9 protein-coding genes are annotated in these 12,879 nt (G+C 66.5%); 5 read left to right on the top strand and 4 right to left on the bottom strand.

The annotated features are described in order from the left end of the window. Positions 1-11 precede the first annotated feature (11 nt). The 3 genes from ACFZCE_RS12495 to ACFZCE_RS12485 all read left to right on the top strand — a co-directional run bounded on the left by ACFZCE_RS12495 (position 12) and on the right by ACFZCE_RS12485 (position 2,898). Positions 12-950, top strand: a complete 939-nt coding sequence (locus tag ACFZCE_RS12495) for an ArgP/LysG family DNA-binding transcriptional regulator (RefSeq protein ID WP_390939280.1) — start codon at positions 12-14, stop codon at positions 948-950. After that, positions 947-1,945, top strand: a complete 999-nt coding sequence (locus ACFZCE_RS12490) for an NAD-dependent epimerase/dehydratase family protein (protein WP_390939278.1) — start codon at positions 947-949, stop codon at positions 1,943-1,945. Before ACFZCE_RS12495 ends, ACFZCE_RS12490 begins: the two co-directional genes overlap by 4 nt. A 92-nt stretch (positions 1,946-2,037) precedes the next feature. Next, positions 2,038-2,898, top strand: coding sequence for an ATPase (locus ACFZCE_RS12485; RefSeq protein ID WP_390939276.1), 861 nt, complete (start codon positions 2,038-2,040; stop codon positions 2,896-2,898). A gap of 61 nt (positions 2,899-2,959) precedes the next feature. Here the strand turns inward: ACFZCE_RS12485 and ACFZCE_RS12480 are convergent, their stop codons facing one another. Beyond that, complete coding sequence (locus tag ACFZCE_RS12480) at positions 2,960-5,356, bottom strand: TonB-dependent siderophore receptor (protein WP_390939274.1); 2,397 nt, start codon at positions 5,354-5,356, stop codon at positions 2,960-2,962. Between the two features lie 271 nt (positions 5,357-5,627). Between ACFZCE_RS12480 and ACFZCE_RS12475 the strand changes: the two genes are divergently transcribed. After that, positions 5,628-6,212 carry a nucleotidyltransferase family protein gene (locus ACFZCE_RS12475; protein WP_390939272.1) on the top strand — a complete coding sequence of 195 codons (585 nt, stop codon included), beginning with the start codon at positions 5,628-5,630 and terminating at the stop codon, positions 6,210-6,212. Here ACFZCE_RS12475 and ACFZCE_RS12470 read toward each other — a convergent pair. The 3 genes from ACFZCE_RS12470 to ACFZCE_RS12460 all read right to left on the bottom strand — a co-directional run bounded on the left by ACFZCE_RS12470 (position 6,196) and on the right by ACFZCE_RS12460 (position 10,173). Beyond that, on the bottom strand, positions 6,196-8,613 hold the full coding sequence (locus tag ACFZCE_RS12470) for a TonB-dependent siderophore receptor (protein WP_390939270.1): 2,418 nt from the start codon (positions 8,611-8,613) through the stop codon (positions 6,196-6,198). The two genes, ACFZCE_RS12475 and ACFZCE_RS12470, sit on opposite strands and share 17 nt — an antisense overlap. 91 nt (positions 8,614-8,704) lie before the next feature. Further along, positions 8,705-9,637: a DUF4880 domain-containing protein gene (locus ACFZCE_RS12465; RefSeq protein WP_390939268.1), complete on the bottom strand. Its 933-nt coding sequence runs from the start codon at positions 9,635-9,637 to the stop codon at positions 8,705-8,707. Continuing rightward, the gene (locus tag ACFZCE_RS12460; protein WP_390939266.1) at positions 9,634-10,173 is read right to left on the bottom strand and encodes a sigma-70 family RNA polymerase sigma factor; all 540 of its coding nucleotides are present in this window, start codon (positions 10,171-10,173) and stop codon (positions 9,634-9,636) included. The genes ACFZCE_RS12465 and ACFZCE_RS12460 overlap by 4 nt, the downstream gene beginning before the upstream one ends. Before the next feature lie 213 nt (positions 10,174-10,386). On the opposite strand from ACFZCE_RS12460, the gene ACFZCE_RS12455 reads away from it, so the two are divergent. Beyond that, positions 10,387-12,798 carry a membrane-bound PQQ-dependent dehydrogenase, glucose/quinate/shikimate family gene (locus ACFZCE_RS12455; protein ID WP_390939264.1) on the top strand — a complete coding sequence of 804 codons (2,412 nt, stop codon included), beginning with the start codon at positions 10,387-10,389 and terminating at the stop codon, positions 12,796-12,798. The last annotated feature ends 81 nt before the right edge of the window (positions 12,799-12,879 follow it).

The raw sequence follows: 12,879 nt of genomic DNA, 5'->3' as shown, positions 1-12,879 counted from the left end.
GGCGGCCCGGAATGTTCGACTACAAATTGCTCAGCGCCCTGGCGGCGGTGATCGAACAAGGCGGCTTCGAGCGCGCCGCCGCGGCGCTCGGGCTCTCGCAGTCGGCGGTGTCGCAGCGGATCAAACTGCTCGAGGCGCGGGTCGGCGAGCCGGTGCTGGTGCGCGCGTTGCCGCCCGAGCCCACCGGGATTGGCCGGCGTTTGCTCAACCATGTGCAGCAGGTGCGCCTGCTTGAGCGCGACCTGCGCGGGCGGGTGCCGGCGCTGGACGAAGACAAACTCCCCGAGCGCCTGCGCGTGGCGCTCAACGCCGACAGCCTGGCGACCTGGTGGGCCGGGGCGATCGGAAGCTTCTGCAGCGAACACGGCCTGCTCCTCGACCTGGTGGTCGAAGACCAGGACGTGGGCCTGAAGCGCATGCGCGCCGGCGAAGTGGCCGCCTGTGTGTGCGCCGCCGAGCGGCCCGTGGCCGGGGCCCGCAGCGAGCCGCTGGGGGCGATGCGTTATCGGCCGCTGGCCACCCCGGCGTTCATCCAGCGCTGGATGCCCGGCGGCTTCAGCCCAGAGGCGCTGGCCGCGGCGCCGGCGCTGGTGTTCGGCCCGGACGACTTCCTCCAGCACCGCTACATGGCCAGCCTGGGGGTGAGCAGTGTGCAGGTGTACCACCTGTGCCCGTCGTCGGAGGGTTTCATGCGCATGGCCGAGGCCGGCGCTGGCTGGGGCCTGATCCCGGAGATGCAAGCCGCGCGGCTGCTCGCCGAGGGAGTGCTGGTCGAACTGCTGCCCGGCTACCACAGCGACGTGCCGCTGTACTGGCACCACTGGCGCAACGGCGGCGAATTGCTGGCCGCGCTCACCCGCCACTTGCTGCGCGAGGCGCCGCGTGCCTTGATTCCCCCCGCGGGCGTCCTCAGCACGCACGGCAATGAACAACCGCGGGGCGATGCATGAATATTCTGGTAACCGGGGCCACCGGTTTCATCGGCGGGCGCTTTGCCCGCGTGGCACTCGAGCAAGGCTGGCAGGTGCGCGCCTGCAGCCGCCGGCCGGGCGCGCTGGAGGCGCTCAAGCGCCTGGGCGCGCAGTGCCTGGAGGGCGACCTGGCCGACGCCGACTTTGCCCGCCGGCTGTGCGCCGGAGTCGACACCGTGGTGCACGCCGCCGGGGTGGCCGACCCCTGGGCCGGCAAGCTGGTGCTGCAGCGCGACGTGCTCGGCGCCACCGAAAACGTGGTCGAAGCCTGCCTCAAGGAGCACGTGCAGCGGCTGGTGTACGTGTCGACCGCCGAGCTGTACCGCGGCGGCCTGGCGCCGGTGCGCGAGGAGCAACTGCCGGCGCGCCAGCGCAGCGCCTATGGGCGGCTGCGCTTTCAGGCCGAACAGCGGGTGTTCGGCGCCGAGGAGTTTGGCCTGCAAGTGGTCGCCCTGCGCCCCACCCGGGTGGTCGGTGCCGGCGCCGGGCAATGGCTGGGGCGGCTGCTGCAATTGCACGCCAAGGGCCGCCTGCGCATCACCGGCAACGGCCTGAACCGGGTCGACTTCACCAGCGCCAACAACCTCTGCCTGGCCCTGCTGCTGGCGGTGCGCGCCGAGGGCGCCGGGCTGGGCCGGGCTTATAACATCAGCAATGGCGCGCCGGTGCCGCTGTGGGACGTGGCCAACTACCTCGCCCGGCAGTTGCAGTTGCCGCGGATCGACCGTTACCAACGCCCGGCCTGGGCCCGCGCCAAGGCGCTGTTCGCCGAAGCCGCCTGCCGGCCGTGGCCAGGGCGGCCGCGGCCGGCGATCAACTGGGCGGATGTGGGCCGGCTGAGCGAAGATTTCACCCTCGACATCAGCCGCGCGCGGCATCATCTGGGCTACACCGCGCCGGTGCCGGTGTGGGATGCCCTGGATGAATTCAGCCAGTGGTGGAAGGCCCTCGACACCTCTGGCAAATATCGCTGAACAGCCCGGGTTTTTCAGGGTCGATCGCAGCGGCGGTGTTCCGGTATAGAATCTCGGGCACTTCGCTATCACCTCCGTTTTGAAGGTTACCCATGGCAAAAGAACCGCTGGACGACTTCGACGACAACCTGCCCAGCCTGCGCGCAGACAACCGCGACGATGACTTCGCCGACCCAGAGCCGGCCGAGCCCCGCCACGGCCGTGGCCGCCGCGAGCCGGAGGCGGTGTACTCGCGCAACACCCCGGTAGTGAAGGTCAAGGCGCCGGGCAGCGGCGCGCTGTGGGCGCTGGTGCTGGCGTTGGTGCTGGCCCTAGGCGGGCTGGGCTGGTGGAGCTTCCAGCAAATTTCGCTGATGGAGCAGCAACTGGTGGCCACCCAGGAAAGCTTCGCCAAGGTCAGCGAAGAAGCCGCCGGCCGCCTGCGCGACATCAGCGGCAAGATGGCCGAAGGCGAAACCAGCAGCACCTCCGACACCGAGGCGATGAAGCTGACGATCAAGCAGTTGCAAGGCAAGCTCGACGACCAGAACCGCGCCGCCCAGGGCGTGGCCGGGCAGCAGGGCGATCTGGGCAAGCGCGTTGAGCAATTGGCCGCGCAACTGGCCGCCCAGCAAAGCGCCAACGAGCAAGCCCTGAAAACCCTCGCGGCCGACCTCGGCACCCTCAAGGCCGCCCAGGCCGGGCAGGGGAACGTAGACGCGCAGCTGAAAAGCCTCGGCGCGGACATCGCCAACCTGAAGAAACAACCCGACCTCAGCGGCCGCCTGCAGCAGGCCGAGCAAGACTTGATCGTGCTCAAGAGCGAAGTGGAAAACCGCCCGGCGCCGGCGGCCAGCAACAACGGGCCGAACAATCAGGAGTTCGACTCGTTCCGCGGGCAGACCACGCGCAACTTCAACTCGGTGCAGGGGCAGATTCAGAACCTGCAGCAGCAGATCGACGCGCGGCGTTGAGGTGGCTGCAGCGCTAAACAACAACGCCAGCCCTGGGGCTGGCGTTGTTGTGGTTGGCTGTTTACATTTTCCACTGCAAGCTGAACATCACGTTACGCGGGTCACCATAAACTCCCCCGCCACCAGCCGTTGGCAGCCCTTGCCAGTACTTTACGTCCGTCAGGTTGTTCAGGTTCACGCGTGCGTCCCAATGCTCATCAAACTTGTAGCCCGCCATCAGCCCGAAGATGGCGTAAGCGTCCTGATCTGACGTACCACCGTTGGTGCCAACCGCCCGGAACGTTTCGCTTTGCGCATAAACATCGGCGCCGACGCGCAACTTGTGCAAGGCGCCCGGTAAGGTGTAGTTGGTCGCAGCTTTGAACAAATGCTTGGGCTGTTCCGGGGCAAATTTCTTACCGTCGTCGCTGGTATCGGTATCGAATTGGCTCAGAACCAAGGTGTACGCCGCCGAGAACTGCCAGCTCGGGGTGATCGAACCGCTGATCTCGGCGTCGATACCGCGGCTAATCACTTTGCCCGCTGTGTCATAGCAGCGCTGTGCGGGGAAGGTTGGGCAGGTCAGCGCACTGTCGTTGGTGATCTCGTAAGCGCGGTTTTTCTGGATCATGTTGAACAGCCCGACGGTGCCGTTCAACGCGCCGTTCAGGTACTCGCCCTTCAGGCCAATCTCATAGTTTTCACCACTCATAGGCTCGACGACACCACCGCCCGCGGTCTGGTAGTTCTGCGGCTTGAAGATTTGCGTATAGCTGGCGTACGCCGAGTAGGTGTCGTTCAGGTCGTAGATCACACCCGCGTACGGTGTCACTTTCTGCGTGACGTTGTAGTCGTTGATGCCCGAGCGATCATCGTAGTTGTACCAAAGCACCCGGCTGCCGATGATGATATGCAGTGGGTCAATTGGGTTGAAGCGTGCAACGGCGTAAACGGATTTTTCGGTCGCAGTATTGGCGCTGGCGTAGGGTTGGCGATCGCTTGGGTTGTACTTGCCTACGTTGTGGTCAAAGTCGTAGGCGTTGATCACGTTGCTCTGCAGCCAATAGCCACCCCAGATATCAAACTCTTCCTTGCGGAAACTGGTGCCCACGCTCAGTTCATGCTCCCGGCCAAACAGCTGGAAAGGCCCGGAGAGCGACAGATCGGCGTTGGTCTGGTCGTCGGTGTCGTGATATTGCCCGCTTGATTGGGTGATCGTGCCGTTGCTGTAGAACGGGTAGCTGGAATAGGTATAGACCTTGCCCCAGATTTTCTGCGCAGCCAGCTTGGCGGTCCAACCGTTGTCGAAGTGGTGGGTCAGATCGCTGAACAGCGTGTAGTTGTCTTTGTCCCAGGCCGCCCAGTCGTTGCTGAGAAACGCCGAACGCGGTAGGTGAAGGTTTTCGCCGTTGGTGCCGCTGGGCAAGCCGCCCCAGTCAGATACGTTGTCATCGCGCTGTTTGGATGCGCCTATCGTCCACATCGTCGAATCGTTCAGGTCGGCTTCAACAATCCCGTAGAAGGTCTGGCGCTGGTTTTCACGGATGTCCGTGAAGCTTTTGTAGTCCTGATACGCCGCAACGACGCGGCCACGCACGGTGCCTGAATCATTGAGCCGGTTAGACGCATCTACCTCGGTGCGATAGCGATCCCAACTTCCAGCGCTGGTGGTGATGCTGGCCTGTGGCGTATCGGTAGGGCGTTTACGCACGAGGTTCAGGGTTGCGGAGGGGCTGCCAGCGCCAGTCATCAGGCCGGTGGCACCGCGCACGACTTCAACACGGTCGTACATGGCCAGGTCCGCAGAGGACAGCACGTCTTGCGTGTACGTACCTACGCTGGTCGGTAAACCGTCGTACATGATGTTGTCGATCTGAAACCCCCGAGACAGGAACATCTGGCGGTCCGAACCATACTTTTTGATCGTCACACCCGGGGCGTTCTTGACCACATCGTTCAGGTCGTTCATGCCTTGGTCTTCGATGCGCTGGCGGGTGATCACGCTCACCGATTGCGGCGTTTCACGGATCGACAGCGGCAGCTTGGTCGCGGTGTTCATGCTTTTGGTGGTGTATGACTTCACCCCCTCAGTCGAGGCTGGGTCGCTGGTCACGCTTGCGATTTCCCCCTCCGCCGACACCTGACTAACCCCCAACTGAATGCTGCCATCAGCCCCCGCCGACCCCGCATCCACGACCGTCGCGACATTCCCTTGTACGCTCCCGACCAGCCCGCTTCCGGCGAGCAGTTGTTGCAAGGCGGCAGCAGGTTCCATTTGCCCGTTCAGCGCCGGGGCGGTTTTACCCGCGACTGCGGCTTGCGGGAACACCACCCGTAGGCCGGCCGCCTGGCCGAGCGCCTGCAAGGCTTGGCCCAGCGGCTGGGCAGGCAGGTGCAAGCTCACCGGCGCGGCATGGGCCAGGCCAGCGCTGAGCAGCGAAATGGACAGCGCCAACGAGCGCAGTGGGAAAGTTTTCATAATTATTGAAGTCCTCGGGCAAGGCGCAAGCGTCCGCCGTGCCCCCGCGGCACGGTGTCGGTCAGGGAATGTCTGGGCTTGCGAAGCACGCTGAGTAGCGAGCGAGCAGAAGGTATGCAAATGTAAAAAAAATGTAAATAGCAATTTATCGTAAATGGAAAATATTTACATACAGATATGACTCGCAAAAAGGATCCATTCCCGATCCACGCTCAGAGCTGCCATGTTGCCGGGCTACACTGGCGGTGTCCCCAGCCACAAGGCCCCCGCCATGGCGATGAGCAGCGCCACCTTCCGCGACCTGGCCCTGGCCAACCCGGTCAATGCCGCCCTGGCCGAGCGCCTGCCCGCGCTGGGCATCGGGCAGTGCCTGCTGTGTGCCGGGTGCCTGTTCCAGGCGGTGTGGAACGCCCAGGCCGGGCGCCCGCCGGACTGGGGGGTGAAGGATTACGACCTTTTCTATTTTGACGCCGATACCCGCTGGGAGGCCGAAGATGCCGTGATCCAGCGGGTGCGCGAGGCGTTTGCAGACCTGCCAGTGAACATCGACATCAAGAACCAGGCGCGGGTGCACCTGTGGTACCGCGAGCGCTTTGGCGGCGATTACCCACCCCTGCACAACGCCCGCCAGGGCGTGGACCGTTACCTGGTGGCGGGCACCTGCGTGGCGCTGGATGTGGCCGATGGCAGCGTATACGCCACCTACGGCCTGGAGGATGTGGAGCACGGCGTGTTGCGGCCCAACCCGCGTATCCACAGCCCGGCGCTGTTCGCCGCCAAGGCGGCCAGCTACCGGGCGCGCTGGCCGTGGTTGCGGGTGGTTGGCGCGGGCGAGTGGCCTACCAGTTGTAGCTGAGGGTGGCGATCACATTGCGCCGTGGCCCGTAGTAGCAGGCGCTGGGGTTGCTGCAGGCGGTCACGTATTGCTTGTCGAACAGGTTGCTGGCGTTGAGCGCCACCCGCGTGCCTTCCAGTTCCTTGGCCAGTTCACCGAGGTCATAGTGCACGGCGGCGTCGGCCACGGTCACGTTGCCGGTCTTGATGCGCTGGCGCGCGGCCACTGGCGAGCTGCCGCTGCTGCCCCACAGCGCACCGGTGTAGCGCGCGCCGGCACCCAGGCCGAGGCCGGCCAGCGGGCCTTCGCGCAGGGTGTAGTCGAACCACAGCGAGGCCTGGTGGCGAGGGGTGAAGGGCAGTTCGTTGCCTTTGTCGGTGTAGGCCGAGGTGAGGTAGCCGGAGCGGGTGATTTCGCTGTCGGTGTAGGTGTAGGCGGCCAACAGGTCGAGGTTGCGGGTGAGCGCGGCCTTGCCTTCAAGCTCCAGGCCACGGCTGACGGCTTCGCCGATCTGCACGGTGTTGCGGGTGTCGGCCGGGTCGGCGGTGGTGAGGTTTTTCTGGGTGAGCTTGTACACCGAGGCGGCCAGGTAGCTGTCTTGCCCAGGCGGCTGGTACTTCACCCCGGCTTCGTACTGCTCGCCCTCGGTGGGCTTGAAGATCGGCGTGGTCGCGCTGACGCTGGTGTTCAGGGTCGGGTCGAAGGCCTGGGAGTAGCTCACATAAGGCATCAGGCCGTTGTCGAACAGGTAACCGAGGCCGGCGCGCCAGGTGGCCTTGTGGTCGTCCTGGTCGATGCTGCGGTCGGCCGGGTTGGCGCGGTCGGGGCGGAAGTGGCTGGTGGACTCGGCGCGGTCGTAGCGCCCGCCCAAGGTCACGATCCAGTGGTCCCATTTGATCTGGTCCTGCAGGTACAGGCCGGTTTGCTTCTGTACCTGGTACATGTCGCGGCCTACGTACTGGCCGCTGACGCTGCCGGCGTAGCTGGGGTTGAACGGGTCGAGGCTGGTGAAGGTGCCGTTGACCACGTCGTTGTCCAGCGCGTTGCGGCGCAGGTCCAGGCCCATCAGCGCGGTGTGCTGCAGGGCGCCGGTGGCGAAGCGCGCCTGGGCCTGGTTGTCGACGTTGAAGATCTGGATGTTGCGCTTGATGTCCGAGGCCAGGCGGTTGAGCACGGGGCTGGTGGTGCTGGCGTAGCCGTTGTTGAAGGCGGAACGGTTTTGCACGTTGACCTTGGTCCAGCGCAGGTTCTGGCGCAGGGTCCAGGTGCTGTTCAGTTGGTGTTCGAACAGGTAGCCGAGCTGGTAGCTTTCGCGGCGCATCTGGTCGTAGTGCGGGTCGCCGAGCAAGGTGCTGCTGCCAATGTGGCCCCAAGGCGAGCCGTCCAGCGAGCCGCGTTCGGGGTAGTACTGCTCGGTGGTGCCGCCCCAGTCATGCTGGTACTGGGCGAGCAGGGTGAGCGAGGTGCGCTCGTTGGGGCGCCAGGTGATCGCCGGGGCGAAGAAGTCGCGGTTGTTGGCCACGTGCTTGACCTGGGTGCCGCTGTCTTTGCTCAGGCCGGTGAGGCGGTAGCTCCACTGGCCCTGCTCGTCGAGGGCGCCGCCGAGGTCCAGCGCGGCCTGCTTGAGGTCGTGGCTGCCGGCCTGCAGTTGCAGTTGATGCAGGGCGCTGGTGGTGGGCATCTTGCTGGTGAGGTTGATCAACCCGCCGGGGCGGCTCTGGCCGTAGAGCATCGAGCTCGGCCCACGCACCACCTCCACGCTTTGCAGGCCGTAGGGCTCGGACATACTGCCCTGGCCACTTTCGCCATAGGGCAGCATCAGCCCGTCCTGGAACACGTAAGGCGAGAAGCCGCGCATGCGGAACTGCTCGCGGCTGTTGTTGCTGCCGGTGTATTCGCCGTAGATGCCGGGGGTGTAGCGCACCGCCTGGCTCACGTCCTGCACGGCCTGGTCGTTCATCTGCTTGCGGGTGACCACCGACACCGACTGCGGCACTTCCACCAGTGGCGTGTCGGTTTTGCTGGCGCCACGGCTGTTGCGCGCCACGTAGCTGAAGTCGCCGTTGTCGGCGCCGCTGTCGGCGTGGGCGTTGATGTTCACCTCGCCCAGGCTGACCTCGCCGGCCGGCAGGCGCTTGAGGGTCAGGCTGCCGCCCGGCGTGCGTTCCAGGCCCAGGCCACTGCCGGCCAGCGCTTGCGCCAGGGCTTGCTCGGCGCTCATTTCTCCGCGCACCGGCGGCGCCTGCAAGCCACTGACCAGGGCCGGCGGGTAGGCGATTTCGCGGCCGCTCTGCTGGGCGATGCGGCCCAGGGTGGTGGCCAGGCTGGCGGCCGGCAGGTCGAAGCTGGCGGCCTGGGCCAGGCAGCAGGCCAGGCCCAGCGGCGCGGCGAGCAGGGTGAGGGCGAGGGTACGGCGGGGCATGGCGGGGCTCCATTAACGGCTGGCGAGTGCGAGCGCTTCATGGGCTATGTGCAACCAGCGCGCAAAAGCGATATAGGCAAGGTGAAAAAAATCAGGCCAGGCTCAGGCTCACCCACCACGGGCCCAGGCGCTGCAGGCGCAGCGGCAGGGTTTGCGCCAGGGTGATCAGGGCGCGGTCGCTGTTGTCCAGCGAAAACACCCCAGACACCCGCAGCGCGGCGGCCTCCGGGCTGGCGCGCAGCACACCGTGGCGGTACGGGCGCAAGGCCGCGAGCAGGTCGCCCAAGGGCCAGTCGATCACGTTCAGCCAGCCGTCCTGCCATTGCGCTTCGCCGCTGAGGTGGGCCGCCAGCGGGCTGATCGGCTCGGCCAGGCGCGCGCCTTCGCCGGGGTTCAGGGCCAGCCGGGCACCCGCTGCGTTGATCAGCGTGGCGCTGCCGCGCAGGGCCCATACGTGCGCCGCCTGCGGCCCCAGCGCGACCATCACCCGGGCGTTCTGGCACTGCACCTGGCCCGCGCGGCTGAACACGCACAGCGGTTGCGCCGCGGCGCTGGCATCGATGATCAGTTTGCCGCTGAGCAGGTTCAGTTGGCGCGGCGCGGGCAGGTTGACCGCGCTGCAGGCATCGAGGGTCAGCCGGCTGCCGTCGGCCAGTACCTGGCTCAAGCGCTGCGCGGTGCCGGTGTGCAGGTCTGCGCCCCAGCCGGCCAGTGGCATGCCCGGGGCCCGCAGCAGTTGGCTGGCCACGCCCACCCCGGCCAGCGCCAGCGCCCCGCGCAGCAGGTGGCGGCGGCTGGGGCGTGGCGCCTGCAGGGTTTGCCGGGTGAGGGCGTGGCGTTCGCCCAGTGGTGCCAGTACCCGTTGCACCTGGCCCTGTACCAGTTGCCACGCGGTGGCATGGCTAGGGTCCGCGGCGAGCCAGCGCTCGAAGGCGCGGCGCTCGTGGGCTGGCAGGGTTTCATCGCGCAGGTTGGCGCTCCATTCGATGGCCTGCTCCAGCGCCGCGCGGCTGGGGGCGCTCATTGCAGCAGCTCGCGGCAGCACAGTTGCAAGCCCTTGGCCACGTACTGGCGCACGCGGATGGTCGACACCCCGAGCAGGGCGGCGATGTCGGCGTATTTCATGCCGTCCAGCTGGCTGCACAGGAACGCCGTGCGCGCCCGCGGCGACAACCCATCGAGCAGCGCGTCAAGCTGCATCAGGGTTTCCATCACCAGCACCTGCTCCTGCGCCGAGGGCGCGTACTGCTCCGGCTGCGCGGCCAGGGCTTCGAGGTAGGCCCGCTCAAGGTCACGCCGGCGCCAGGTGTCGTACATCAAGCGCTTGGCGATGGTGGTCAGCAACGCGCGCGGCTCTCGAATCGCCTGGGGCGCTGGCAAGGCGACCACCTGGGCAAAGGTTTCGGCGGCCATGTCGGCGGCATCGTGGCGGCAACCCAGGCGCGCGCGCAGGCGTTCGAACAGCCAGCCGTGATGGTCACCGAACAACTGCCGCAGCACCTGCTGGCGCAAGGCGAGCGGGGACGGCGGGCAAGCGGAGAGAGGGGCGGCAGGTGGCATGTGAGAACGGCTGACCAATGACAATTGTTATCAATTATTGCCGGTAATGGCCTGCTTCGGCAATCGCGCCGCACCGCAGTGCGCGCGGCCCGGTAAATGTCATGAAATTTCCGCGAACTTATTTAGTTCGCCAGCTAACTAACTGGAGCGATGGCCTTGTGACATTTTGTCACACTTTAATCCCTCTACTTCGCGCCCAGGAGCGCAATCCCCGTGGCAGGACCTACCTCTCCCCCCCGGATTACCGGGTACCTGATCGCTTTGGCCGGGCTGGCGCTGGCCGCCGGTGGCCTCTGGTTGTTGACCCTGGGCGGCAGCCCTTACTACCTCCTGGCCGGCGGCGGCACGCTGGTCAGCGGCCTGGCCCTGGCACGCGGCGCGCGCTGGGCCTTGCACCTGTATGCGCTGGTGCTGGCCGGCACCGTGCTGTGGGCGTTGTACGAAGTGGGCCTGAATGGCTGGGAGCTGGAGCCACGCTTGTTGATCCCGGCGTGCCTGGGCATCTACCTGCTGTTGCCCTGGGTGGTGCGCAAGGTCGGCCCACGGCCCGGCTACGGCCGCGGGCAACTGCCGCTGCTGGCGGCGGTGCTGCTGGCGGTGCTGGTGGGGGCGGCGTCGTTGCTGCATTCGCCGGGTATCCAGGGCCAGGCGGCCCTGGCCAGCGACGCCAAGGCTGAACCTGATGCCTTGGTGGCCGACGAAGACTGGACCTTCTACGGCCGCACCCCGCAAGGCGACCGTTACTCGCCGCTGGCGCAGATCACCCCGGCCAACGTTGGCCAACTGAAGGTCGCCTGGCAGGCGCAAACCGGCGACACCATGCGCCCCGGTGAAGACCAGGGCGGCACCGACGCCGGCCACGAATTCAACTTCGAAGACACCCCCACCAAGGTGGGCGACACCCTCTACGTGTGCACTGGGCACAGTTGGGTAGTGGCCTTCGACGCCAAGACCGGGCAGAAGAAGTGGAGCTTCAACCCCAAGGCCGACACCGACGCCGACGTGTACCTGGCCTGCCGCGGCGTGGCCTATTACAAGGCGCCGGAAGGCACCGCCACCGACTGCCCGACGCGGATCATCGCGCCGGTGCTCGACGCCCGGGTGATGGCGCTGAACGCCGAAACCGGCAAGCCGTGCGAAGACTTCGGCGAGCACGGCTTCATCTCGCTGACCCAATACCTGGGCCATGTGCAAAAAGGCTTTCACTTCGTTACCTCGCCGCCGCTGGTGGTGCATGACCGGGTGATCCTCGGCGGCTGGGTGTGGGACAACCAGGCCGAGCACGAACCCTCCGGCGCGGTGCGCGCCTTCGACCCGCTGAGCGGGGCGATCGTCTGGGCCTGGGATGTGGGCCACACCCCGCACAACTTCAAACCCGGCGCCAGCGACGAGTTGACCCGCGGCACCCCCAACGCCTGGGGCGTGTACACCGCGGACCCGGCCCTGAACCTGGTCTACCTGCCGATGGGCAACGCCACCCCGGACTACTTCGGCGGCCACCGCCGGCCGTTCGATGAGAGCTACTCCAGCAGCGTGGTGGCGCTGGACATCAGCACCGGTGAAGAGCGCTGGCACTTCCAGACCACCCACCATGACCTGTGGGACATGGACCTGCCCATCGGGCCGTCGCTGGTCGACCTGCCAGACCCCGCCAACCCCGGGCAAAGCCTGCCGGCGCTGGTGCAAACCAACAAGCGCGGGGAGTTCTTCATGCTCGACCGCCGCACCGGCACGCCGATCGCCCAGGTGGACGAAAAGCCCGTGCCGCAGGGCGCGGTGGCCGGTGACTTCACCTCGCCGACCCAGCCGTTTTCCACCGGCCTGCCGTCGGTGACCCCGGCCGACCTGACCGAGCAACACCTGTGGGGCGCCACGCCGTTCGACCAACTGGCGTGCCGCATTCAGTTCAAATCGCTGAACTACCGCGGCCAGTTCACCCCGCCGGGGCTGAAGACCACCATCGTCTACCCGGCCTTCGACGGCGTGATCGACTGGATGGGCGCCTCGATCGACCCGGTGAACAAGCTGGTGGTGGCCAACGCCAACTACATCCCGTTCATCGTGCAGTTGATGCCCCGTGAACCGGTGGAGAAAACCGGCGGCCTGCCGGCCTGGGATGGCAAGGGCGACCAGCCGGCCAACCCGTCGGCCTACACCCCGCAATACGGCACCCCATACGTGGCCACCGTGCACCCCTGGCTGAACCCGCTGGGCGTGCCGTGCAACTCGCCGCCGTGGGGCACCCTGACGGCCATCGACCTGAACACCCGCAAGATCGCCTGGCAGCACCCGATCGGCACCACCCGCGACACCGGGCCGTTCGGCACCCACACCAACCTGCCGTTCAACACCGGGATCTTCAACATTGGCGGGAACATCGTGACCCGCGGCGGCCTGGTATTCATGGGCGCCACGGCAGACAACTACCTGCGCGCGATCGATGAGCGTAGCGGTGAAGTGGTCTGGGAATCGCGCCTGCCGGCCGGTGGCCAGGCAACGCCGTTGTCGTATGCGGTCGATGGCGAGCAGTACGTGGTGATCGCCGCCGGTGGCCACGGCGGGCTGGGCACCACCACGGGGGATTATGTGGTGGCGTATAAGCTGGGAGGGGGGCAAGCCCGCTAGCGGGACGTTTCAAGCGGCAAGTGAGTGTGACCTCGCTTGCCGCTTGCAGCTTGCTCCTTCACCGCTTGCCGCTTGCTCCTT

The organism is Pseudomonas sp. NPDC007930 (assembly GCF_042958985.1).
Classification (GTDB): domain Bacteria; phylum Pseudomonadota; class Gammaproteobacteria; order Pseudomonadales; family Pseudomonadaceae; genus Aquipseudomonas.
The sequence above is the reverse complement of the archived record's forward strand: the minus strand, read 5'-3'. Positions and strand labels throughout refer to the sequence as shown.

Bases quoted from the DNA above. Each gene is read 5' to 3' on its own strand.
- ACFZCE_RS12485 (WP_390939276.1), top strand. From the start codon at position 2,038: ATGGCAAAAGAACCGCTGGACGACTTCGACGACAACCTGCCCAGCCTG.
- ACFZCE_RS12475 (WP_390939272.1), top strand. From the start codon at position 5,628: ATGGCGATGAGCAGCGCCACCTTCCGCGACCTGGCCCTGGCCAACCCG.
- ACFZCE_RS12470 (WP_390939270.1), bottom strand. From the start codon at position 8,613: ATGCCCCGCCGTACCCTCGCCCTCACCCTGCTCGCCGCGCCGCTGGGC.
- ACFZCE_RS12465 (WP_390939268.1), bottom strand. From the start codon at position 9,637: ATGAGCGCCCCCAGCCGCGCGGCGCTGGAGCAGGCCATCGAATGGAGC.
- ACFZCE_RS12490 (WP_390939278.1), top strand. From the start codon at position 947: ATGAATATTCTGGTAACCGGGGCCACCGGTTTCATCGGCGGGCGCTTT.
- ACFZCE_RS12460 (WP_390939266.1), bottom strand. From the start codon at position 10,173: ATGCCACCTGCCGCCCCTCTCTCCGCTTGCCCGCCGTCCCCGCTCGCC.
- ACFZCE_RS12480 (WP_390939274.1), bottom strand. From the start codon at position 5,356: ATGAAAACTTTCCCACTGCGCTCGTTGGCGCTGTCCATTTCGCTGCTC.
- ACFZCE_RS12495 (WP_390939280.1), top strand. From the start codon at position 12: ATGTTCGACTACAAATTGCTCAGCGCCCTGGCGGCGGTGATCGAACAA.